Raw genomic sequence first — 23290 nt, forward strand, 5'->3', positions numbered from 1 at the left:
AGCCACCTAGACTTCAACTACCCCTTTCGACAAGGCAGTCGCTCATGATCTCGTTGTCTTCGTTCCACGCCATGCTGATTCCGATTCTTGCCGGGATGACCATGCTGGCAATCGGCTTCAATTTTCGTGACAAGAACGTCGGCGTATTCGCGATGTGGATCGGCATGTTGACGATCCTCGCCACCGTGATTTTCAAGATCCTCGCCAAACTCAACGAATAAATCCTCCCCCCTGGCTCGCATTGATTTTGACGGGCTCGTACACTCGGTCGATCCGCTCATCCCGAGGTTGACCGCCTAGTGTTCGCTCGTCTTTTTGCCCTGCCGTGTTTGTTCCTTGTCTGCCTCGTGACGCTGCTGCCGATGGCGCCCGCCCAAGCGGCCGGCTTGCCTGGCCTGCTCAACAGCTCGGCAAAACAGCCAGAGGCGCAAGAGCCCTTGGGGCAATCCCTGGACGAAGTCATCAAGTCGCTGGAGAACGATCAGCAACGCACCCAATTGCTGGCGGATTTGAAGAAGCTGCGCGATGTCACCAAAAAGGCCCAGCCGGTCACCGAAGTAGGCGTCCTGGGACTGATCGGTGGCACCCTGGCCAGTTTCGAAAAACAATTTTCAGGCGCGGACAGCCCTCTCACTCGCTGGTCCGAAGAGTTCAAACTGGCTGAGGATGAACTGACAGCGCTGGTGCTGCCGGCCAATGAATGGCTGCCGATCATCTTTGCCTTTGCCATGATCCTGATGGTCTGGAGCTTGCTGGCCGCCGCGCTGATCTGGGTCAGCCACCGGGTGCGGATGCGCTTTGGCCTGACCGAAGAACTGCCGCAGCACCCCAAGGCCCTGGACATGTTGCGCTTCGCCCTGCGCAAACTCGGGCCGTGGCTGATTGCTTTGGTCATGACGGTCTACATGAGCTACGCCCTGCCCTCGTCACTGGGCAAAAGCCTGGCCATGGTGCTGGCTTATGCACTGGTGGTTGGCACCTGTTTTTCGGCGATCTGCGTGATCGCCTTTTCGCTGCTCGACGGCCCACACCGCCACCGCGCTTTGTACATCCTGCGGCACCAAGCCTTTCGGCCGCTGTGGCTGATCGGCAGTTTCGCCGCCTTCGGTGAAGCCTTGAGCGATCCGCGACTGGTCGAAAGCCTTGGCAGTCATCTGGCGCACACCGCCGCAACTGTCGCCAATGTACTGGCGGCATTGTCCACCGGGCTGTTCATCCTGCGGTTCCGTCGCCCCATCGCCCACTTGATCCGCAACCAACCGCTGTCCCGACGCCTGACCCGCCGCGCCCTCAGCGACACGATCGAGATTCTCGGGACCTTCTGGTACATGCCGGCGCTGGTGCTGGTGGGTATCTCCCTGTTCGCCACGTTCGTCTCGGCCGGCGATACCAGCACCGCACTGCGTCAGTCGCTGATCTGCACCGTGCTGCTGGTGTTGTGCATGGTCATCAACGGCTTGGTGCGCCGCCATTCACTCAAGCCACAGCGCAGCGTGAAGCGTCATGCACTGTATTCGGATCGCCTGAAAAGCTTCTTCTACACACTCGCCCACTTGGTGGTGTGGCTGGCGTTCATCGAACTCGGCCTGCGGGTCTGGGGCATGTCGCTGATCCGCTTCACCGAAGGCGAAGGCCATGAAGTCAGCGTCAAACTGTTCAGCCTCGGCGGCACGCTGATTTTTGCCTGGCTGATCTGGATTCTCAGCGACACCGCCGTGCACCACGCCCTCACCCGCTCGCGCAAAGGCCTGGCAAATGCCCGCGCACAGACGATGATGCCGCTGATCCGCAACGTATTGTTCGTGGCGATCTTCATCGTTGCGCTGATCGTCGCCCTGGCAAACATGGGCATGAACGTCACGCCATTGCTGGCCGGTGCCGGCGTGATCGGTCTGGCCATCGGTTTCGGTGCACAGTCACTGGTGGCGGACCTGATCACCGGGCTGTTCATCATCATCGAAGACTCGCTGGCCATCGACGACTACGTGGACGTTGGCGGCCACCTGGGCACCGTCGAAGGGCTGACCATTCGTACCGTGCGCCTGCGGGACATTGACGGCATCGTCCACACCATTCCGTTCAGCGAAATCAAAAGCATCAAGAACTACTCCCGGGAATTCGGCTACGCGATTTTCCGGGTGGCGATACCTTCCAACATGGACATCGATAACGCGATCAAACTGATGCGCGACGTCGGCCAGAAGATGCGCACTGATCCACTGCAACGGCGCAACATCTGGTCGCCACTGGAGATTCAGGGTGTCGAGAGTTTCGAGTCGGGCAACGCAATTCTTCGCGCCCGGTTCAAGACCGCGCCGATCAAGCAGTGGGAAGTGTCCCGAGCGTTCAACCTGTCCCTCAAGCGACACCTGGACGAAGCCGGGCTCGATCTGGCGACGCCACGCATGAGCGTGCAAGTGATCACGGCGGGTGGCGGCCAAGTGACGGACTAAATCTGTAGCAGCTGCCGAGCCTGCGAGGCTGCGTTCGGCTGCGAAGCAGTCGTAAAACCTGCAAGCACAGTGTGCCTGAAACACCGCGGTGTCTGATTTCACGACGGCTACGCCGCCGAACGCAGCCTCGCAGGCTCGACAGCTGCTACAAACGGCAGGCAAAAAAAATCCCCGAACCTGTCGGGGATTTTTTATGTTTGATCAATCAGCCCGAGAGCGGATCAATCTTCGCGATAGCGACGCAGCTTCAACTGCTTACCGGCAACGCGAGTGTCCTTCAGTTTGGTCAGGAGTTTTTCCAGACCATCTTCCGGCAGCTCAACGAGGCTGAAGCTGTCACGTACCTGGATGCGACCGATTGCTTCACGAGCCAGGCCACCCTCATTGAGGATAGCGCCCAGCAGGTTCTTGGCAGCGATACCATCACGCGCGCCCAGCGCGGTACGGCAACGAGCACGACCTTCAGCCAATGCAACCGGAGCACGACGCTCACGATCACCACGGTCCGGACGATCACCGGTACGCTCTGGACGATCGCCACGCGGTGCGTTATTCGGCACCAGTGGACGTTCTTTCTCGATGGCAGCCAGGGTCAACGCCTGAGCGTTGGTAGCCTTGCGTAGCAGAGCAGCGGCCAGTGCACGCGGAGTGCAACCGATGTCAGCGGTCAGGCGATCCAGCAGCTCACCATGAGTCGATTCGGCATCAGCCACCAGCGGCGACAGGCTGTTGGTCAGTTTCTTGATGCGGGCATCGAGAACGGCCTGAGCGTCCGGCAGGCGAACTTCGGCAACTTTCTGACCGGTTACACGCTCGATCACTTGCAGCATGCGGCGCTCACGCGGAGTCACCAGCAGCAGTGCACGACCTTCGCGACCGGCACGGCCGGTACGGCCGATTCGGTGAACGTAGGACTCTGGGTCGTACGGCATGTCAACGTTGAACACGTGAGTGATACGCGGAACGTCCAGACCACGAGCAGCAACGTCGGTCGCCACAACGATGTCCAGACGGCCATCCTTGAGGGATTCGATCACGCGCTCACGTTGGTTCTGAGCAATGTCACCGTTCAGCGCAGCGGCTTTGTAGCCTTTGGCTTCCAGGGCACTGGCCAGGTCCAGGGTCGCTTGCTTGGTGCGCACGAACATGATCAGGGCATCGAAGTCTTCAACTTCCAGCAGGCTCAATACAGCCGAGGTCTTCTGGTCAGCGTGAACCAACAGGTGAGCCTGTTCGATCGCGGTAACGGTCTGAGTCTTGGTCTGGATCTTCACGTGTTGCGGATCGCGCAGATGGCGTTCGGCAATGGCACGGATCGACTGCGGCAAGGTGGCCGAGAACAATACGGTCTGACGGGTTGGAGGCAAGGCCTTGAAGATAACTTCGAGGTCGTCCATGAAACCCAGTTTGAGCATTTCGTCCGCTTCGTCGAGAACCAGGTGGTTCACGGTCGACAGAACTTTTTCGTCGCGACGCAGGTGGTCGCACAGACGGCCCGGAGTGGCGACAACGATCTGTGCGCCATTACGGATTGCTTTCAGTTGTGGACCCATAGGGGCGCCGCCGTAAACGGCCACAACGGTAACGCCCGGCATTTGCTTGGCGTAGGTTTCGAAAGCGGTTGCTACTTGCAGCGCCAACTCACGGGTTGGCGCCAGGATCAGGGCTTGCGGCTCGCGCTTAGCAGGATCGATGCGATGCAGGATAGGCAGGGCGAACGCAGCGGTTTTACCCGTACCGGTTTGCGCCTGACCAATCATGTCGTGACCGGCCATGATGATCGGGATCGATTGATGCTGAATAGCCGAAGGCTCTTCGTAGCCAGTCGCGATGACGGCTGCAAGAATATTCGGATTAAGATTAAAAGCGGCGAAGCCGCCGGTTTCCTGGGTCATGGGTCTGCCTCTAAGTGCATCCGCAAAGACCCATGCTCCAAAGCTGCGCATGCCGTGTAAGACTCAAGAGTCGCCCTGGCTGCTTTGTCGGCGGGGATTTGCGAAAACGAATGAATGAAAAAGATTCGTCAAGGGAGAGTCCGCTGTGCGGACGTGCAGCCGAAGCTGACTTCGGGGAATTGCGCTACCTAAACGCGGCCCGGTTAAAGGCCGGCGCGCACTATACCGGAATTCGCTCAAAAAGGGAGCTTTATTTGTCGGAAAACTGCCGTGTACAGCGTTCTGTCACACGCTTTGCGGATAATCGGGCAACGGTCTATTTTTCCAAGGCCCAGCCCTGCTGACGATCGCGCTAAAACGGTTCACCCTTGTGACGCAGACCTGCCGTCTCACATACCCCTTCCCGCCCCTTCCCGCCCGAGGAAATGCACCATGAATCAGCCCTTCTCCAGTCGTGTGAGCCGTGAACGGCACGGTCATGTCCTGATGATTGGCCTGGATCGGGTGGCCAAACGCAACGCCTTCGATCTCGACCTGCTCAACGAACTGAGCCTGGCTTATGGCGAGTTCGAGGCCGACAGCGAGGCGCGGGTGGCGGTGGTATTCGGCCATGGTGAGCATTTCACCGCAGGGCTGGATCTGGTCAGTGCCAGTGCGGCCCTGGCCGAAGGCTGGCAGGCACCGCCCGGCGGCTGCGATCCATGGGGTGTTTTCGCCGGCCCCAGAGTGAGCAAACCGGTGATTGTCGCCGCACAAGGCTACTGCCTGACCATCGGGATCGAATTGATGCTGGCCGCCGATATCAACCTGTGCGCCAGCAACACCCGCTTCGCCCAGAAAGAAGTGCAACGCGGGATCTTCCCGTTCGGCGGCGCCACGTTGCGCCTGCATCAGATCGCTGGCTGGGGCAATGCCATGCGCTGGCTGCTGACCGGCGATGAGTTCGATGCCCATGAGGCGTTGCACTTGGGGTTGGTGCAGGAAGTCATGGCCAGCGAGGATCTGCTGCCACGGGCGATGGAGTTGGCCGAGCGGATTGCCCGGCAGGCGCCGCTTGGGGTTCAGGCGACGCTCATGTCTGCAAGGCAGGCGCGTTATGAAGGGGAAACAGCGGCGGCGCGGGGTTTGCCGTCGCTGGTAAAGAAGTTGCTGGCCAGTGAGGATGCCAAGGAAGGTGTGCGGTCGATGATCGAGAAGCGGCCCGGCGTTTTCAAAGGGCTTTGAGGGATGTATTGGCTGTTAGGGCCTCTTCGCGAGCAGGCTCGCTCCCACATTTGAACCGCGATTCCATGTGGGAGCGAGCCTGCTCGCGAAGAGGCCCGCACAGACAACGACTTATGTAGCCGGGCGGATTGCCTTGATCAACGACTGCAACGAATACCCCAAGCGCGGCGCCAGCCCTTCAGCGCGGGCGATCAAGCCGTCCATGTCCAGTTCCTGATCCAGCTCCGAAGGCACGAGCAGAATCACATTGCCCTCCTTCACCGGCAGTTCCCAGTAATGCCGGTGATAGAGCCCGCGAAACAATGCGGCGCCCAACGGTTTGCCATCATCGGTGGCCCACTGATTGATCACCAGCCAACCACCCGGATTCAGGCGTTTTTGACAGTTTTCCAGGAAATTCCACGCCAGATGCCCGACACCCGGCCCGACATCGGTATAGAGGTCGACGAAAATCAGATCCGCCGGCTCAGCGGTATCGAGCAGTTCCAGCGCATCACCCACCCGGATATACAGCCGCGGATCGTCATCCAGCCCAAGGTATTCAATGGCCAGGCGCGGTACGTCGGGACGCAGCTCGATGGCTTCGACGTCTTCCAGCGGCAGGAACTTGAGGCAGGCCTGAGTCAAGGTGCCGGCTCCGAGGCCGAGGAACAGCGCGCTTTCCGGCTGCTCGTGGCACAACGCGCCAATCAGCATCGCCCGGGTGTAATCGTATTCGAGCCAGCTCGGGTCAGCCGTGAACACGCAGCTCTGCTCGATGGCATCACCGAACTCGAGAAAACGGTAATCGGCCACTTCCAGCACGCGAATCACGCCGAACTCATCCTGTACCTCGGCGAGCAGATGCTCGACGCGCTCCTCAGTCATTTCGTCTCCTGATCGTCGCCGTGCCCGGCAACGTACTAAAACCGCGGAGTGGCGCGGCAAAAGCGCGATTGTCCGCGAAGCGACGGGAACAGGTCACGCACTAATTGCTGATAACATGACAGTCCGAGCGTAAAACACTAGAGACCGTGATGAGCCAACCCTGGAGCCCTGACAGCTGGCGCGCCCTGCCGATCCAGCAACAACCCCATTACCCCGACGCGGCGCATTTGCTGCACGTCGAGCAAACGCTGGCCAGTTATCCGCCGCTGGTGTTTGCCGGTGAAGCCCGGGAGTTGCGCCGTCAGTTTGCCGAAGTGACCCAGGGCCGCGCGTTTCTGCTGCAGGGCGGCGACTGCGCCGAAAGCTTCGCCGAGTTCTCCGCCGCGAAAATTCGCGACACCTTTAAAGTCCTGCTGCAAATGGCGATCGTCATGACCTTCGCTGCCGGTTGCCCGGTGGTCAAGGTCGGGCGCATGGCCGGGCAGTTCGCCAAACCGCGTTCGGCCAACGACGAAACCATCGACGGCGTCACCCTGCCGGCCTACCGTGGCGATATCGTCAACGGCATCGGTTTCGATGAAAAAAGCCGTGTGCCGGACCCGGAGCGCTTGCTCCAGTCCTACCACCAGTCCACCGCGACCCTGAACCTGCTGCGCGCCTTCGCCCAAGGCGGTTTTGCCGACCTGCATCAGGTGCACAAGTGGAACCTGGACTTCATCGCCAACTCGGCGCTGGCGGAAAAATACAGCCACCTCGCGGATCGCATTGATGAAACCCTGGCATTCATGCGCGCCTGCGGCATGGACAGCTCGCCGCAACTGCGCGAAACCAGTTTCTTCACCGCCCACGAAGCGCTCCTGCTGAACTACGAAGAAGCCTTCGTACGTCGCGACAGCCTGACCAACGATTACTACGATTGCTCGGCGCACATGCTGTGGATCGGCGACCGTACCCGTCAGCTCGACGGTGCTCACGTCGAGTTCCTGCGTGGCGTGAACAATCCGATCGGGGTCAAAGTCGGCCCGAGCATGAACCCCGAAGACCTGATTCGCCTGATCGACGTGCTCAACCCGGACAACGATCCGGGTCGTCTGAACCTGATTGCGCGGATGGGTGCGAACAAGGTCGGCGATCATCTGCCGCAACTGATCCGTGCCGTGCAACGCGAAGGCAAGCAGGTGCTCTGGAGTTCCGACCCGATGCACGGCAACACCATCAAGGCCAGCAGCGGCTACAAGACCCGCGATTTTGCGCAGATCCTTGGCGAAGTGAAGCAGTTCTTCCAGGTTCACGAAGCGGAAGGCACGTATGCCGGCGGCATCCACATCGAGATGACCGGGCAGAATGTCACCGAGTGCATTGGTGGCGCGCGACCGATTACCGAAGACGGGTTGTCGGATCGGTATCACACCCATTGCGATCCGCGGATGAATGCTGATCAGTCGCTGGAGTTGGCGTTTTTGATTGCCGAGACCCTGAAGCAGGTTCGGCGCTAAACCGCGTCGCGCCCTTCGCGAGCAGGCTCGCTCCCACAATGGCCGGCGTCGATCACACATTATGTGTCTGGCGCTAATCCTGTGGGAGCGAGCCTGCTCGCGAAGGCGTCAGCTCAGTCACCGCCAATACTGGCCAATGCCACCCGCAACCGCCCCGCACTCGCCCGCGGGCAATTCAACTGAACCCGCTCAAGCCCCAACCAATCCGCCATTCGCCGCAGATTGACCGCCAACGCCAGCATCCCCTCCTCATCCAGCCCCGGCTCTTCCTCATGCACAGCGTGCACCGCCAGCCTGCCCAACGCCCGCTCGGCGCGCAGATCCACCCGCGCGGCAATCCGCTCATTGTGTAAAAACGGCAACACGTAATAGCCGTAGACCCGCTTGTCCTGCGGCGTATAAATCTCCAGCCGATAGCGGAAATCGAACAGGCGCTCGGTGCGACTGCGCTCCCAGATCAGTGAGTCGAAGGGTGAAAGCAAGGCGCTGGCTTCGACCTTGCGCGGCACTTTGGGCTCAGGCAGACAGTAAGCGGGCTGCCGCCAGCCCTGGACTTCACAGCTAAACAATTCACCCGCCTCCACCAGTTCCGCCAAGCGCGGACGGGCATCACCGGGACTCAGACGAAAATAATCCCGCAGATCCTTTTCAGTCGCCACACCCAAGGCACTCGCGGCATGCAGCAACAGGCCGCGCAGGGCCTCGGCCTCACTCAGCAACGGCTGCGCAAGAATCGCCGAAGGAATCACCCGCTCCGGCAGATCATAAAGCCGCTCGAACCCGCGTCGCCCGGCCACGGTCACTTCACCGGCGGCGAACAACCATTCCAGCGCATGCTTTTCCGCGCTCCAGTCCCACCAGGGACCTGCCCGTTCCTGACGGGTCGACAGACTTCCGGCACCCAGCGCGCCCAGTTCCTGAACCGAGGCCAGCACCCGGCGTATCGTGTCCTGCCGCTCCTGACCGAAACGTGCCAATTGCTGGTAGATATCTTCACCACGGGTCGCGCGCAGCATGCGCCAGCGCATCAACGGGTACATCGACAAGGGCAGCAACGAGGCTTCATGCCCCCAATATTCGAAGAGCGTACGTCGCCGACCCGAACTCCAGGCAGCCTGGTCGAGCAAGTCGGATGAGTAATTGCCGAGGCGGGAAAACAAGGGAAGGTAGTGCGAACGCACCAATGCATTGACCGAATCGATCTGCAGAATGCCCAGCCGTTCAATCAGACGATTGAGCTGAACCGGTTTGATCGCCGCTGGCGGCTGGCGCCCGTTGAACCCTTGGGCGGCCAGCGCCAGACGCCGAGCCTGTTTGATGGAAAAGGACAGTGTTGCGGGCATGAGCATCTCCTTGTCTGCTCGCAACCTACCTCACCGGGAGACGGTTTGTGTAGTTGTGTATGACTCATTTGTGCATCGGGTCATCCCAGAATGGGCGGATGGCTTCGTGCTCGACATCCGCACGACTGAGTCCGATGTCCTTCAACGCTTCATCACTCATGCCCGCCAACATTTCACGTTCACGGTGCAGTTCGTACCAGCGATTGAATTTGTGCAGCAAATCGGAGATCAGGTGCACCGAGTGTTTTTCTACGTCGACATAACCTTTTTGACCTTTCATCTTGTTGCCCTCCGTTTGGGTGGCTCAAGTGTCGCGCCGGGGCTAAGATCAATCCAACGAATGTTTCTTATGTAATACATCTCGGAGATTGATGAATGTCTGCCTACCCGAGTATCGATACCGAAGTGCTGCGTACCTTTGTCGCCATCGCCGACCAGGGCGGTTTTACCCGCGCTGGCGAGTTGGTCAACCGCACTCAGTCCGCCGTGAGCATGCAGATGAAGCGGCTGGAAGAGGATGTGTTGCAGCGTCAATTGTTCCAGCGCGACGGACGGCAGGTGCGGTTGACGGCTGAGGGTCAGGTGTTGCTCGGCTATGCCCGGCGCATCCTCAAGCTGCACAGTGAGGTGTTCAATACGTTGCGCGAGCCGCACATGGTCGGCATGGTCCGCATTGGCACGCCGGACGATTACGTGATGCGTTTTTTGCCGGGGATTCTGCGGCGATTTGCCCAGACGTATCCGCTGATCCAGATCGAAGTGCACTGCGAATCATCAAAACAATTGCTGCTGCGCCAGGACCTGGACTTGACCATCGTCACCCGCGAACCGGGCAACGAGATCGGCCAATTATTGCGCAAGGAGCATTTTGTCTGGGCCGAGGCGCAATGCTTCAGCGCCCATGAGCAAACGCCGCTGCCACTGGCGATGTTCAACAGTGATTGTTTCTGCCGCTTATGGGCCTGTAATGCGCTGGACGCCATGGGGCGCGATTACCGCGTGGCGTACAACAGCGACAGCCTGTCGGCGATCATGGCGGTGGTCAGCGCCGGACTGGCTGTCACCGCGCAACTCGAAAGCCTGATCACGCCCGACATGCGCATTCTCGGTGAGGCCGAGGACCTGCCGATTCTGCCAGAGGCTAGCATCATGCTGGTGCGCAACCTGCACAACCCGTCGCCGATCACTGAGTGCCTGGCCGAACACATCGTCGAAGGCTTCAAACTTTAAGGGCGAGCATCACCGCGCAGAGCACCAGGAACCCACAGAACAACCCGCGCAACAGTCGCTCCGGCAGTGCGTGAGCGATCCTCACGCCCCAGCTGATGCTCATCAGGCCACCGACCGCCAAGGGCAGGCCGATCATCCAGTCCACCTGATGGTGCACCGCGTAAGTCACCAGCGTGACACCCGTGCTCGGCAGTGCCAGCGCCAGCGACAAACCCTGCGCAACCACCTGACTGGTGCCGAACAGACTGGTCAGCACCGGCGTTGCCACCACCGCCCCGCCCACGCCAAATAACCCGCCCATGGTGCCGGAGGCAGCACCGAGCACGCCCAGCCATGGCCATGAGTAATTCATCTGCGCAGATGCCGGCGCGTTGGCGGCGAACATTCGCACCAGGTTGTAGGCCGACAGGGCAATCAGGAACGCGACAAATCCCACGCGCATGGTTTGCGCATCAATGCCCACCGCCCAGATCGAACCGATCCAGGCAAAACAGAACCCCATCGAGGCCAATGGCAGCGCGTGGCGCAATTCAATGCGATTACGCTGGTGATAACGCCACAGCGCCAGCATCACGTTGGGTACCACCATGACCAGCGCCGTGCCCTGGGCAATTTGCTGATCAAGGCCGAACAACAGGCCCAACAGCGGGATCGCAATCAAACCACCGCCAATGCCGAATAACCCACCGAGGGTTCCCAGGGCGGCGCCAAACACCAGGTACATCAAAAACTCAATCACAGGCGATTTTCCCTTCACGTCAGGCTATTCATCCTACGCAGTCGACGCTGGCGGGGAAACGCACAGCAACGCACAATGGCTTTGCCAACTTCGCACAAGCGCTGACAACACCATGAACCCCAATCAATTGACCGAACAACTGGATCTGTTCCTCGACGTGCTGGAAACCGGAAGTTTTTCCGCCGCGTCCCGCCGACACCCGCTGACTCCTTCGGCAGTGGCGCGGCGCATCGACAGCCTGGAAAACGCCGTCGGCAGCCAATTGTTTATTCGCAGCACCCACGCGGTGCGCGCAACCCCGGCAGGTCTGGCTTTTGCCGAACGCGCACGGCGTATCGTGGCTGAACTGCGGCTGGCTCGGGCTGAGGCGGTATCCTTGAGCAGCGCACCGGAAGGCTTGATTCGGATCGATGCACCGGCAGCGTTCGGACGGCGGCATCTGGCGCCAGTGATTGCCGACTTTCTGATGCTCTACCCCGGCCTCGACGTGCAACTGCACCTGATCGACAGCTTCGTCGACATGCAGGGTTTGAATCTGGGCAAGGTCGATCTGGTGCTGCGCGCCGGGCAAATGGCCGATACCCGGCTGGTGGCCACGCCGCTGGCGAGCATGGTGCGCATTGCCTGTGCCAGCCCTGAGTATTTGCAACGGCGTGGTGTGCCGACCGATCCGGCACAGCTGATTGAGCATGATGGCCTCGACTGGGATGGCCTGGCCCCGCCGTTCGCCTGGCGTTTCGAGCGGGACGGGCAGATGCACTTGCACCGCCCGGCGCGCATCCGCATGAGTGCCAACAATGCCGAGGCGCTGGTCTGCGGTGCATTGGCCGGGCTGGGTATCGCCCACTTGCCAACCTGGTTGACCAGCGAATACCTGTTACGCGGTGAACTGCATCCGCTGTTCTGCGAACACGGCCTGCCACCACCGGAAACGACCGGCATTTATGCCTTGCGCCTTGAGCAACAACCCAATCCCCGCAGTCGCTTGTTGCTGGAATACCTGAAAACCCGCTTCAGCCCAATCCCGCCGTGGGATCTGGCGCTGCAAAGTACCCTCGACCGGCACTAGGCTAGAATTGTCTGGTGCATTAAAGATTCGCCCGCTAGATTTATGACGATCACTGATCAAGGCTTCGAAATGACCACCGAGCGCAACACCCCCGATAACTGCGATGACCTGCTGCTGGATAATCAGGCCTGCTTCGCCCTGCACTCCACCTCGCTGCTGATGACCAAGGTTTATAAGCCGCTCTTGCAAGCGCTGGGCCTGACCTATCCGCAATACCTGGCGATGATGGTGTTGTGGGAACAGGACGGTTTGACCGTAGGCGAAATCAGCACGCGCCTGCTGACTGATCCTGGCTCATTGACGCCGTTGCTTAAACGCCTGGAAGTCGAAGGTTTACTCAGCCGCACCCGCAGCCGTGAAGACGAGCGAGTGGTGATTGTCGAACTCACCGAACAGGGTCGTGCATTGCGGGAACGGGCGCGCGGTATTCCCCAGTGCATTCTCGGCGCCAGCGGGATGACGCTGGAGAGGCTGCAGAAACTGCAAGCTGAACTGCAAACGCTGCGTAGCAACCTGCAAGGTAGCCTCTGATATTCAAATCAACCTAGATCCCCTGTGGGAGCGAGCCTGCTCGCGATAGCCGTCTGACATTCAAACATTGATGTCGACTGATACACCGCTATCGCGAGCAGGCTCGCTCCCACATTGGTTTTGTGGTGCCCCTTCCAGCCACGTTCGCCCCTCTCCGAAAAATTTTTAGTCCTGAAAATCCCGCCTCGACAGCTCTAGCTCAGCCCTTCGCATCGCCCGCCAAAAACCCGGCCAAAGCTTTTTAAGAAAATTTATATTGCGCGCTAAATATTAGCGAGATACATTTACCTCGCACTTACTTAGCGCGCAAACATTTAGCGCAAAACACCCAATTCCGAATGAGGCTCACACCATGCAAACTCTCTACACCGCTATCGCAACTTCCACTGGCGGCCGTGACGGTCGTGCGGTTTCCAGCGACAACATCCTCGACGTCAAACTCGCCACCCCAAAAGAACTTGGCGGCGCTGGCGGCGCAGCGACCAACCCTGAGCAACTGTTCGCAGCCGGTTACTCCGCCTGCTTCATCGGAGCGCTGAAATTCGTGGCCAGCCAGACCAAACGCAAAATTCCGGACGACGCTTCGATCACCGCCCATGTCGGCATCGGCCAGATCCCTGGTGGTTTCGGCCTCGACATCGACCTGCACATAAGCTTGCCGGGGCTTGAACAGGCCGACGCACAAAGCCTGGTCGACGCCGCACATCAGGTCTGCCCGTACTCCAACGCCACCCGTGGCAACGTCGATGTGCGCCTGCACGTCACCGTCTAACCGCTGATTCCCAGGCCCGAACCAGGAAACGAACATGATCACTTTCAGTAAAGCCTTGACCGGCACCCTCCTCACCTTGTCCATTAACAGCGCGTTCGCTGGTGAGGGTGTTGAACACAACACCCAAGCGTTCCTCGACGTTCTGAACGCTGGCACCGGCACACCGATGGAACAACTCAGCCCTGCCGATGCCCGCGCCGTGCTGGTCGGCGCGCAGGCCGGGGTGAAACTGACGCTGCCCAAAGCGGACGTCAGTGAGAAGACCATTCAAGTCGACGGCCAACCGCTCAGCCTGACGATCGTCCGGCCGGCCGGGGTCAAAGGTCCGCTGCCAGTGTTCATGTTTTTCCACGGCGGTGGCTGGGTGCTGGGGGATTTCCCGACCCACGAACGTCTGGTTCGGGACTTGGTTACCGGTTCGGGGGCGGCGGCGGTGTTCGTCAATTACACCCCGTCACCGGAAGCGCATTACCCGGTGGCGATCAACCAGGCTTACGCCGCAACCAAATGGGTGGCCGAGCACGGTAAAGAGATCAACGTCGACGGCAAACGTCTGGCCGTGGCCGGCAACAGCGTCGGCGGCAACATGGCGGCAGTGGTTGCGCTGATGGCCAAAGACAAGGGCACGCCGGCGATCAAATTCCAAGTTCTGCTGTGGCCGGTGACTGACGCCAGCTTCGAGACGGCGTCCTACAACCAGTTTGCCGAGGGGCACTTCCTCACCAAAAACATGATGAAGTGGTTCTGGGACAACTACACCACCGACGCCAAACAGCGTAACGAAATCTACGCGTCGCCGCTGCGGGCGACCACTGCGCAACTCAAGGGCCTGCCACCTGCCCTGGTGCAGACCGCCAGCGCCGACGTGTTGCGCGATGAAGGTGAAGCCTACGCCCGCAAACTCGACGAGGCTGGGGTGCCGGTCACCGCCGTGCGCTACAACGGCATGATCCACGACTATGGTTTGCTTAACGTGGTGAGCCAGGTGCCGGCGGTGCGCTCGGCGATGTTGCAGGCGTCCGAAGAACTCAAGCAACACCTCAAATAAGCGGTAAATCGCAGGTACAAAAAAGCCCGACTCAATGGTCGGGCTTTTTCATTCCTGAAGCAGTGCTTATTTAGCACGGCCTTTGTAGGAACCGCCTTCGCGGGTATCGATCTCGATCTTGTCACCGATTTCGATGAAGTCAGCAACTTGCAGCTCAGTTCCGTTGCTCAGCTTGGCAGGCTTCATCACCTTGCCGGAAGTGTCGCCGCGAGCCGAACCTTCGGTGTAGTCAACTACGCGCACGATGGTGGTCGGCAGTTCTACGGAAACCAGACGCTCTTCGAAGAAGATCGCTTCGCAAACATCGGTCATGCCTTCTTCAACGAAAGGCAGAACAGCTTCGATGTCTTCAGCGTTCAGCTCGTACATGGTGTAGTCGGTGGTGTCCATGAACGTGTAGGTGTCGCCGCTGATGAAGGACAGGGTCGCTTCTTTGCGGTCGAGGATTACGTCGTCCAGCTTGTCGTCGGCGCTGTAAACGATCTCGGTCTTGTAACCGGTCAGCAGGTTTTTCAGCTTGGTCTTCATGATCGCGCTGTTACGACCAGACTTGGTGAATTCAGCTTTCTGAACCAGCCAAGGATCGTTTTCGAGACGGATCACGGTACCGGGTTTCAGTTCTTTACCAGTTTTCATTGCGAATATCCGAATTTGGATGGGATTTACAAAAATCTAGGCCGCGTATCATATCCAATTTACATAAAACTGTACCAGCGCCGCGGCAAGATCTGCCTGCAAAGCCTGTTCCAGACACCACGCTTCGGCGTGTTTTTGCAGTTCTGGCCAGTGTTTTCGGGTCGATTGCCAGTGCCCGGTCATATTGTCACCCGCATTCCACACGCGCCAAAGACCACTGATCGCCTCGCGGGCAGGCTCGGACAGGCCTTTGGTGTACAGAGCGAGGAAGGCGTCGAGCTTTTCCAGGTGGATGTCTTCGTCCTGCTGATAAATGTGCCAGAGCAGCGGCCGCCCCGCCCATTGGGCGCGGACAAAGGAATCTTCACCGCGCACGGCATTGAAATCGCAGCACCAGAGCAGGTGATCGTATTGATCCTGTCGGACAAACGGCAGCACTTGCACGGTCAATTCACCGCGCACATGCACCGCGCCGGCCACCAGACCCTCCACACCGAGCCAACGTTCGACGTCCCCAAGAATCCTGCCTTCGGGCACTAGCAGATGAGTGGGCGTCGAGTCGGCAGCCATTGCCTCGAGCCAACTGGCCAGCCCGTTATTTTCGTAGGCAAACAGCGAGATCAACTGCGCACCTTGCGCGCGATCAATCCCCAAACCTTGCAGGAATTCTCGCTGCGCCTCGGGGTTTTGCTGAAACTGCTGACGACGCTCAAGCAATCCGCTTTCACGCAGCAAGCCACCGGTGCCCTTCTGAAACCCCGGAAAGAAAAAGAATTTCTGTACGCTCTTGTACTTCACCGACGGCAAGCCGTGGCAGCCGACGATCCAGTCCTCGGCACTCAGATAGTCGAGATTCATCCACAGCGGCGGTTTTTCCCGCTCGGCCATGGCCTCCATGTAAGCACTCGGCAATTGGCAGGCGAACGCGGCGATCACCACATCAGCGGCTTCAGTGGGCTGCCAGTCGGCCGTCCACTGACGCACTTCGACGCCCTGCTGCCATTGCTGTGAGGCGTTGATGTCAACTTCCGGGCACAAGCGCTCGAAGGCCCGCAGATCATCGACCCACAGACGCACCGCCACCGAATGTTCGGCCACCAGTTGTCGGGCCAGACGCCAGGTCACGCCGATGTCGCCAAAGTTGTCGACCACCGCGCAGAAAATATCCCAGCGGGCTTTCATTTCAGGCATTCCAGGCTCCCGTTGGCAAAGGTGCCGATTGTCCTCATAAATTACCCCGTGCAGAAGAGCCGACGGCGATTAATCTTCATGCGACAATCGCCACTCGCCCGCGACCACCCGCCAGGAGGCAGCCATGCCCTACCGTCCCAATCCGCGCCGCCCGTTGCCGATCCAGCTCAGCGCCTTGCAACTGACCGGCAGCATTGCCCTGGGTGTGTGGCTGGGGTTTATCGCGATCGCGCTGACGTGCTGGCTCGCCTCTCGACTGTTGTTCAGCGAGCAGCTGGCGCCCGTGGCTGAGGCCGTGCAGCAACTGGCCAAACCACCGGTGGTGGCACAACCGGTGCCGGACATTCCGCCGCAGAGCCCGTTGTTCGAACAGTACGAAGAGAACCTGCGCAAAAACGAGCAGCAGCAACGAATGGATCAGGCCCGCAGCACCGGCCGCAATCTGTCCAACCCGAAATGCCAGTTCTGGCTGCAACAGGACCAGACTGCGCCGAGCGAAAAAAGCCGCGCCAACGTCCTGCAATTTTGCGATTGATCAAGAAGCTTTCTATGCACAAGCCGACCGTCCACCAACTGATTCTCGACAAGCTGCGGATCGACCTCGACATCGCCGAGCGTGCCGCACAAACCGCTTACGAAACCGCGACCCACGAAGAAAACATCGCCGAGAACAAGTACGACACGCTAGGTCTGGAGGCGTCTTACCTGGCAGCAGGGCAGGCCAGACGGGTGGAAGAAATCAGGCATTCACTGACGCTTTGCCAGAACCTGACGCTGCGGCCTTACGACGATCAGCGCGGCATCGAAGTCGGCGCCTTGCTCGGCCTGGAAGACGAAAAGGGTCGTGAGCAATGGTTGTTTCTGGCCCCCGACGCGGCGGGTTTGAAGGTCGACCTGGTGGGGCAATGGATTACCGTCATCACCCCTCGCTCACCGCTGGGCAAAAGCCTGCTGGGCAAGTTCGAAGGGGATGAGGTGGAGATTCTAGTGGCGGGTGCTCGGCAACAGTTTTCTGTCACCGAGGTGGTATAGAAAGGAAGATTAATGCACCGGCAGTTCGACACCGTCGAACAGCTCTTCCAGTTCCTGCTTGTTGTGGCACTGGATGGCCTTGGCCATGACCTCGCGGGTCAGGTGCGGGGCGAACTTCTCGATGAAGTCGCACATGAAGCCACGCAGGAACGTGCCGCGACGGAAACCGATTTTAGTAATGCTGGATTCGAACAAGTCGCTGGCATCAAGCATGACCAGGTCGCTGTCGAGTTTGGCATCGACCGCCATTTTCGCCACGATGCCCACGCCCAGCCCCAGGCGAACATAAGTCTTGATCACGTCGGCGTCGGCGGCGGTGAACACCACTTTCGGCGTCAGGCCGCGATGGCTGAACGCTTCGTCGAGTTTCGAACGGCCGGTGAAACCAAAGACGTACGTCACGATCGGGTATTCAGCCAGCGCTTCCAGGGACAGCTTCGACAGCTTGGTCAGCGGGTGGCCCTGAGGTACGACCACGCAGCGGTTCCAGCGATAGCACGGCATCATCACCAGATCACCGAACAGCTCCAGCGCTTCGGTGGCGATGGCGAAATCCACGGTGCCGTCAGCGGCCATTTCAGCGATCTGCATCGGCGAACCCTGGTGCATGTGCAGGGCAACGTCCGGGTATTGCTTGATAAAATTGCTGATCACCGGTGGCAACGCATAACGCGCCTGGGTGTGCGTGGTGGCGATCGACAGGGTACCTTTTTTCTCGTTGGAGAATTCCTGGGCGATCTGCTTGATGCTTTCAACCTTGCGCAGGATCTCGCCGGCGGTGGTGATAATTCGCTCGCCGGCCGGGGTGACGCGGGTCAGGTGCTTGCCGCTGCGAGCGAAAACCTCAACCCCCAATTCGTCTTCCAGCAAACGGATCTGCTTACTGATGCCCGGTTGCGACGTGTAAAGGCTTTGGGCTGTAGCGGAAACGTTGAGGTCGTGGTGCGCCACTTCCCAGATGTAGCGCAATTGTTGAAGCTTCATATGAATCCCTCAAAGCAGGTAGACGCCACGGGCATCAGCGACGGTATATAACTATATTAATGGCTTGAAGAATAAATCTAGAACTTTTTTATCAAACTGCCACTATTCGTCTTCTGGTGTCCTGCCTCGTGAATACGCGAGGCAGGACACTAACGATCCCCTTGGCGACGACGTTCCACCAGCGGCACCAGATAGACCGGCACCCGAGACAGTTGCAGCACCCGCGCTGCAGTCCGGCCCAAAGGTGTTTCCGCGCCAGCACCATGGCTATGACTACCTACGATCAACAAATCCACGGAGAGTTTCTGCGCCTGGTCGAGAATCACCTGTGACGGATCGCCTTGAAGCACCCGCACCGCTTGAATCCGCTCCAGATCCTGCGCCCCTTCATCCCCCAATTCTTCACGAAAGCTGTCGAGCACCCGCTGCTCGATATTGGCAATCACCGTATTCAGGCCCTGACTGTGAAACTCGTTCAACGCTTGCTCATCGAGGTAACTCTGAAGCACCGATTCGGCGAACAGCCCCATCGGCTCAACGGCGTGCACCACGTAGAGATCGGCATTGAATGTGCGCGCCAGCGCCAAGGCATGCTGCATTACCAAAGGTGCATACAGGCCGAGGTCAGTGGCGTACAACATAGAACGAATCATATGACCTCCTCGAGTGCCGACATGGCGGAGATTGATTCAGCTTAGCAGTGCCTTGGCGAGTACGACGTTTCGGGTAACGCGTTGAACCGTGGGCTTAAACCTTTTGCTCGTTGCTTATGCCGTGCGGCACGTGGCCGGTGGCGACCACCTCGCGGGCCAACTCGCAATGACCGGCCTGATCGTCGAAAAACACGTCGGCGGCAAAGGCTTCAAGAAACGCTGACTTGGTCAGGCCGCCGAGAAACAGCGACTCGTCCAGACGAATGTCCCATTCGCGCAAGGTACGGATCACTCGCTCATGGGCGGGCGCCGATCGCGCGGTCACCAGCGCGGTGCGGATCGGACAGGCGTCTTCCGGGAACTCGCGTTGCAACAGATTGAGGGCCGCGAGGAAGCCTTTGAACGGCCCACCGCGCAATGGCTCGCGGGCGGCTTCACGCTCGCTGGCCTGAAACGCTTCCAGACCACCGGATTGATAGACCCGCTCCGATTCGTCGGAAAACAGCACCGCGTCACCATCGAAGGCAATGCGCAATTCATCACTGGCCGCACGGCTGGCGCCGCCCGACAGAATGGTCGCCGCGGCGAACCCGGCATCCAGTGCACTGCGCACGTCTTCGGCATGCGTCGAGAGAAACAGGTCGCAGCCAAACGCCTTGAGGTACGGATAAGGACTGCGCCCGCCGACAAACGCCGCGCGGGAAATCGCCAGGCCATAGTGGTGGATCGAATTGAAAACCCGCAGGCCGGTGTCGGCACTGTTGCGCGACACCAGGATCACCTCGACCCGGGCGCGGCCAAGGTTGGTGTTCAAGTTGAGGAGTTTTTGTACCAACGGAAATGCATCACCGGGCTCGAGGATTTCGTCTTCGTGTTCGATCTGATATTGCCGATAGGCTTCGACGCCGCTCGACAGATAGACCTTGTGGCTTTCGCTCAGGTCGAACAGCGCACGCGAAGAAATCGCTAGCACCAGTTTGTCGTCGATAGTTTTTGCCATGCCCTTCTCCCAAGGTTGATCGACTCAAGTGTTACGTCGATCGATAAAACTCAAACTGCGATACAAGGCTTCGATTCGCGGCAACTCGCATCCTGCGGCCTTGGCTGCCGCCAGTGGCCGGGCGTAAATCGCATCCAGCTCAAGCGGTCGTTTGTGCAGAAAATCGTGGTACATGCTCGGCCAATAGTCCGGCATTTTCTCGGTCACCATGAACAGATGATCGGCATAACCGGCCGGTACGTCGTGACCGCAGGCGATTGCTCCCTGAACCACTTCAGCCATCAGAGCCTTGATCAGTTCCCGACTGTCGGCATCGGCCATCAACGGCGTGGTGCTTGCCCCGAGCAGAACCGACAGACCGTTGTAGGGGATATTCCAGACCAGTTTTTGCCAGCGCGCCTGATGCAGGTTCGCCATGGCCTGGGAATCGATGCCGGCGGCGCGGAACAGCCCGGCGCCTTCCTCGACAATCGCCATGCGCGCCTGCTCATCAGCTGCAGGGCCACTGTGATAGCCAACATTCACAGCGCCGAGCGCCTGATGGGTGATGACGCCTGGTCCTTCACGATGAACGCAGATATAGCAGAGCCCACCGAGCACGTGCAGCGAATCGGGGAGCAACGCTCGCAGACTGTCTTCAACGTCCAGGCCATTTTGCATCAGCAGTACTTTCGCATCGGGGGCGGCGGCTTGAATGATCGCTGGCGCCAGATCCGCGTTACTGGTGGTTTTCGCGCCCACGAGCAACCAGTCACAAGGCGGCATGTCTTCGGCACTCGAATAGACCTGAACCGGATTCAACGTCAGCGCGCCGTGCACCGCACTGTCGAGCTTCAACCCGCGCTCGGCCACCGCCGAAAACTCACTGCGCAACAGAAAATGCACATCGAAACCGACACGCGCCAGCATCAATCCGTAGAAACCGCCGATCGCGCCGGTTCCGATAATACCGATTGTCGGTTTGGTCACTGCCCCCATCATGGCAACTCCTCTGCAATTCGACTCAACGCCTGACCCACGGCAGCATTGAGCTCGGTGCCGGTCAGGCGCGATTTTAGTGCCCCGAAGAATTCACCGTCGCGCACCACAAACAGCGCCGGCAAATAAAAAACCTGATAACGCTCGACCACCCCGCCATTGTTCCCGGCATCGATCCAGCACAACCGATCGACGTCCAGGTCGAGTCGTGGCAATTGCTCACGGGCAAAACGGCAACTGGCGCAGCCGACGCTGGTGAAAATAACCAGCGACACACCGCTCATCGCCAGCAGCCGTTGGTCGGCGTCGAAATCAGTCAGTTCCAATTCGACCACTATACTGGGTGAAACAATGTCAGATGGCCGACACATGGAGTCCGTGTTCATGGGACGTTTTATTCCTCACCCTGACGATGTGCCCGTCGAATTAACGTTGCTCAAACCTGAGTGTATTTCACGGCAACAGCTGCACACTATCAGCCTCGGGGGCATGGCTTGCAATTATCACCGGGCGTGGCGCCACGGTACGGCGCTGGAAATTCGCATGCCGACCTTGAACCCCGACATGCGTTTTCTGGGCTATGTAGCCTGGTGCCTGCGACGCAAGCGCGGCTATCTGGTAGGCATTGCCTTCGTTGACGAACAGATGATGTTCAGTGCCCGAATGGGCGAGCAGGTGTGCCAGATCGAACGTTACTGCCGCCTGCATGACGCGCATGACGATCTGCAGGAAACTCAGGCCCTGGCCCTCGAATGGGTCCAGGAGCATGCCGACGAGTTCTCTCACGAGACGGTTCGCAGGGCATTTGCGCAGGTTGTGCTGGATTAGGAGGGGCATCCTCAATGGGTTTACCCGCGGAAACTAATTGAGAATGCCCGTTAAACCGGTGTCTGCCCATTGTCGAGCCACGGTGTAACGCGCTAAGGTTCTGCTCCCCGACGCGCTTAATTTGCTGTGCTCCGCCGCGCGGGTTCGCTGGCGGCCGGCACCCGTGACCTGACGAGTAAACGATGGCTGATTTACCGATCAACGACCTAAACGTCGCTTCCAACGAGACGCTGATCACTCCCGATCAGCTCAAGCGTGATATCCCTCTGAGCGACGCTGCCCTGCGCACCGTCACCAAGGGCCGCGAAGTCATTCGCAACATTCTTGATGGCACCGACCACCGCCTGTTTGTTGTCATCGGGCCTTGCTCGATCCACGACATCAAGGCGGCCCACGAATACGCCGAGCGCCTGAAGACGCTTGCGGCCGAAGTGTCCGATACCCTGTATCTGGTCATGCGCGTGTATTTCGAGAAGCCACGCACCACCGTCGGCTGGAAAGGTTTGATCAACGATCCGTACCTGGACGACTCCTTCAAGATTCAGGACGGTCTGCATATCGGTCGTCAATTGTTGCTGGACCTGGCCGAGATGGGCCTGCCGACCGCAACTGAAGCCCTAGACCCGATCTCCCCACAGTACTTGCAGGACCTGATCAGTTGGTCGGCCATTGGTGCGCGCACCACCGAATCCCAGACTCACCGTGAAATGGCCTCCGGCCTGTCCTCGGCCGTCGGCTTCAAGAACGGCACCGACGGCGGCTTGACGGTCGCGATCAACGCCCTGCAATCGGTTTCCAGCCCTCACCGCTTCCTGGGTATCAACCAGGAAGGTGGCGTGTCGATCGTCACCACCAAGGGCAATGCCTACGGTCACGTGGTACTGCGCGGCGGCAACGGCAAGCCGAACTACGATTCGGTCAGCGTCGCGCTCTGCGAGCAAGCCCTGAACAAAGCGAAGATCAAGCCGAACATCATGGTCGATTGCAGCCACGCCAACTCCAACAAGGACCCGGCCTTGCAACCGCTGGTGATGGAGAACGTCGCCAACCAGATCCTCGAAGGCAACCAGTCGATCATCGGCCTGATGGTCGAAAGTCACCTGAACTGGGGCTGCCAGGCGATCCCGAAAGACCTCGCCGACCTGCAATACGGCGTGTCGATCACCGATGCCTGCATCGACTGGTCCGCCACCGAAAACACCTTGCGCAGCATGCATGCCAAGCTCAAGGACGTGCTGCCGAAACGCGATCGCAGCTGATCGCTTTTCGCTGCACAAAAAAACGCCGGGCTTAACCCGGCGTTTTTTTATGTGTTCGATTC

25 protein-coding genes are annotated in these 23290 nt (G+C 59.4%); 13 read left to right on the forward strand and 12 right to left on the reverse strand.

Annotated elements, in window-relative coordinates; translation table 11 throughout:
* Positions 1–44 precede the first annotated feature (44 nt).
* Positions 45–221: a hypothetical protein gene (locus tag QFX16_RS19110; RefSeq protein WP_283180917.1), complete on the forward strand. Its 177-nt coding sequence runs from the start codon at positions 45–47 to the stop codon at positions 219–221.
* Between the two features lie 78 nt (positions 222–299).
* Positions 300–2453 carry a mechanosensitive ion channel family protein gene (locus tag QFX16_RS19115; RefSeq protein WP_283180918.1) on the forward strand — a complete coding sequence of 718 codons (2154 nt, stop codon included), beginning with the start codon at positions 300–302 and terminating at the stop codon, positions 2451–2453.
* Between the two features lie 221 nt (positions 2454–2674).
* Here the strand turns inward: QFX16_RS19115 and QFX16_RS19120 are convergent, their stop codons facing one another.
* Complete coding sequence (locus QFX16_RS19120; RefSeq protein ID WP_283180919.1) at positions 2675–4348, reverse strand: DEAD/DEAH box helicase; 1674 nt, start codon at positions 4346–4348, stop codon at positions 2675–2677.
* A gap of 432 nt (positions 4349–4780) precedes the next feature.
* Here QFX16_RS19120 and QFX16_RS19125 point away from each other — a divergent pair, with 432 nt between their 5' ends.
* A complete protein-coding gene (locus tag QFX16_RS19125) occupies positions 4781–5572 on the forward strand; it encodes a crotonase/enoyl-CoA hydratase family protein (protein WP_283180920.1) in 792 nt (263 codons plus the stop codon).
* 111 nt (positions 5573–5683) lie between these two features.
* Here QFX16_RS19125 and QFX16_RS19130 read toward each other — a convergent pair whose 3' ends face one another.
* The gene (locus QFX16_RS19130; RefSeq protein WP_046047519.1) at positions 5684–6439 is read right to left on the reverse strand and encodes a spermidine synthase; all 756 of its coding nucleotides are present in this window, start codon (positions 6437–6439) and stop codon (positions 5684–5686) included.
* 149 nt (positions 6440–6588) lie between these two features.
* Between QFX16_RS19130 and QFX16_RS19135 the strand changes: the two genes are divergently transcribed.
* On the forward strand, positions 6589–7935 hold the full coding sequence (locus QFX16_RS19135) for a class II 3-deoxy-7-phosphoheptulonate synthase (protein ID WP_008031425.1): 1347 nt from the start codon (positions 6589–6591) through the stop codon (positions 7933–7935).
* 113 nt (positions 7936–8048) lie between these two features.
* Here the strand turns inward: QFX16_RS19135 and QFX16_RS19140 are convergent, their stop codons facing one another.
* Complete coding sequence (locus QFX16_RS19140) at positions 8049–9278, reverse strand: winged helix-turn-helix domain-containing protein (protein WP_283180921.1); 1230 nt, start codon at positions 9276–9278, stop codon at positions 8049–8051.
* A 64-nt stretch (positions 9279–9342) separates the two neighbouring features.
* A complete protein-coding gene (locus QFX16_RS19145; RefSeq protein ID WP_074878333.1) occupies positions 9343–9558 on the reverse strand; it encodes a DUF1127 domain-containing protein in 216 nt (71 codons plus the stop codon).
* A 95-nt stretch (positions 9559–9653) separates the two neighbouring features.
* On the opposite strand from QFX16_RS19145, the gene QFX16_RS19150 reads away from it, so the two are divergent.
* The gene (locus tag QFX16_RS19150) at positions 9654–10508 is read left to right on the forward strand and encodes a LysR substrate-binding domain-containing protein (protein ID WP_283180922.1); all 855 of its coding nucleotides are present in this window, start codon (positions 9654–9656) and stop codon (positions 10506–10508) included.
* Here the strand turns inward: QFX16_RS19150 and QFX16_RS19155 are convergent.
* The gene (locus tag QFX16_RS19155; protein WP_283180923.1) at positions 10498–11247 is read right to left on the reverse strand and encodes a sulfite exporter TauE/SafE family protein; all 750 of its coding nucleotides are present in this window, start codon (positions 11245–11247) and stop codon (positions 10498–10500) included. The genes QFX16_RS19150 and QFX16_RS19155 overlap by 11 nt on opposite strands.
* Before the next feature lie 112 nt (positions 11248–11359).
* On the opposite strand from QFX16_RS19155, the gene QFX16_RS19160 reads away from it, so the two are divergent.
* The 4 genes from QFX16_RS19160 (at position 11360) to QFX16_RS19175 (ending at position 14667) form a co-directional block, all read left to right on the forward strand.
* The gene (locus tag QFX16_RS19160; protein WP_283180924.1) at positions 11360–12316 is read left to right on the forward strand and encodes a LysR family transcriptional regulator; all 957 of its coding nucleotides are present in this window, start codon (positions 11360–11362) and stop codon (positions 12314–12316) included.
* 69 nt (positions 12317–12385) lie between these two features.
* Entirely contained in the window at positions 12386–12847 is a 462-nt protein-coding gene (locus tag QFX16_RS19165; protein WP_283184604.1) for a MarR family winged helix-turn-helix transcriptional regulator, read from the forward strand.
* Positions 12848–13199: 352 nt separating this feature from the next.
* On the forward strand, positions 13200–13619 hold the full coding sequence (locus QFX16_RS19170) for an organic hydroperoxide resistance protein (protein ID WP_111449024.1): 420 nt from the start codon (positions 13200–13202) through the stop codon (positions 13617–13619).
* Positions 13620–13653: 34 nt separating this feature from the next.
* Entirely contained in the window at positions 13654–14667 is a 1014-nt protein-coding gene (locus QFX16_RS19175; protein ID WP_283180925.1) for an alpha/beta hydrolase, read from the forward strand.
* A 66-nt stretch (positions 14668–14733) separates the two neighbouring features.
* Here the strand turns inward: QFX16_RS19175 and QFX16_RS19180 are convergent, their stop codons facing one another.
* The gene (locus QFX16_RS19180) at positions 14734–15303 is read right to left on the reverse strand and encodes an elongation factor P (protein ID WP_028619992.1); all 570 of its coding nucleotides are present in this window, start codon (positions 15301–15303) and stop codon (positions 14734–14736) included.
* A 48-nt stretch (positions 15304–15351) separates the two neighbouring features.
* Positions 15352–16494, reverse strand: coding sequence for an elongation factor P maturation arginine rhamnosyltransferase EarP (earP, locus tag QFX16_RS19185; protein WP_283180926.1), 1143 nt, complete (start codon positions 16492–16494; stop codon positions 15352–15354).
* 124 nt (positions 16495–16618) lie between these two features.
* Between earP and QFX16_RS19190 the strand changes: the two genes are divergently transcribed.
* Together QFX16_RS19190 and QFX16_RS19195 are read left to right on the forward strand one after the other, a co-directional pair.
* Positions 16619–17029, forward strand: a complete 411-nt coding sequence (locus QFX16_RS19190; protein ID WP_283180927.1) for a hypothetical protein — start codon at positions 16619–16621, stop codon at positions 17027–17029.
* 14 nt (positions 17030–17043) lie between these two features.
* Positions 17044–17526 (forward strand): GreA/GreB family elongation factor, encoded by a 483-nt coding sequence (locus tag QFX16_RS19195; protein WP_283180928.1) that lies wholly within the window; start codon positions 17044–17046, stop codon positions 17524–17526.
* Between the two features lie 9 nt (positions 17527–17535).
* On the opposite strand, the gene cysB is transcribed toward QFX16_RS19195, so the two are convergent.
* The 5 genes from cysB to QFX16_RS19220 all read right to left on the reverse strand — a co-directional run bounded on the left by cysB (position 17536) and on the right by QFX16_RS19220 (position 21527).
* A complete protein-coding gene (gene cysB / locus QFX16_RS19200; protein WP_109633635.1) occupies positions 17536–18510 on the reverse strand; it encodes an HTH-type transcriptional regulator CysB in 975 nt (324 codons plus the stop codon).
* A 149-nt stretch (positions 18511–18659) separates the two neighbouring features.
* A complete protein-coding gene (locus QFX16_RS19205) occupies positions 18660–19163 on the reverse strand; it encodes a universal stress protein (protein WP_283180929.1) in 504 nt (167 codons plus the stop codon).
* A 94-nt stretch (positions 19164–19257) separates the two neighbouring features.
* Positions 19258–20163: a 5'-nucleotidase gene (locus QFX16_RS19210; protein ID WP_095128924.1), complete on the reverse strand. Its 906-nt coding sequence runs from the start codon at positions 20161–20163 to the stop codon at positions 19258–19260.
* A 24-nt stretch (positions 20164–20187) separates the two neighbouring features.
* On the reverse strand, positions 20188–21144 hold the full coding sequence (locus QFX16_RS19215; RefSeq protein ID WP_283180930.1) for a putative 2-dehydropantoate 2-reductase: 957 nt from the start codon (positions 21142–21144) through the stop codon (positions 20188–20190).
* Positions 21141–21527, reverse strand: a complete 387-nt coding sequence (locus tag QFX16_RS19220; RefSeq protein WP_283180931.1) for a YbbN family protein — start codon at positions 21525–21527, stop codon at positions 21141–21143. The genes QFX16_RS19215 and QFX16_RS19220 overlap by 4 nt, the downstream gene beginning before the upstream one ends.
* Here QFX16_RS19220 and QFX16_RS19225 point away from each other — a divergent pair.
* Entirely contained in the window at positions 21526–21969 is a 444-nt protein-coding gene (locus QFX16_RS19225) for a PilZ domain-containing protein (RefSeq protein WP_129436984.1), read from the forward strand. The genes QFX16_RS19220 and QFX16_RS19225 overlap by 2 nt on opposite strands.
* Before the next feature lie 182 nt (positions 21970–22151).
* Complete coding sequence (locus QFX16_RS19230) at positions 22152–23228, forward strand: 3-deoxy-7-phosphoheptulonate synthase (RefSeq protein WP_054052004.1); 1077 nt, start codon at positions 22152–22154, stop codon at positions 23226–23228.
* Positions 23229–23290: the final 62 nt, after the last annotated feature.

The organism is Pseudomonas svalbardensis (assembly GCF_030053115.1).
GTDB classification, from domain to species: Bacteria; Pseudomonadota; Gammaproteobacteria; order Pseudomonadales; family Pseudomonadaceae; genus Aquipseudomonas; species Aquipseudomonas svalbardensis.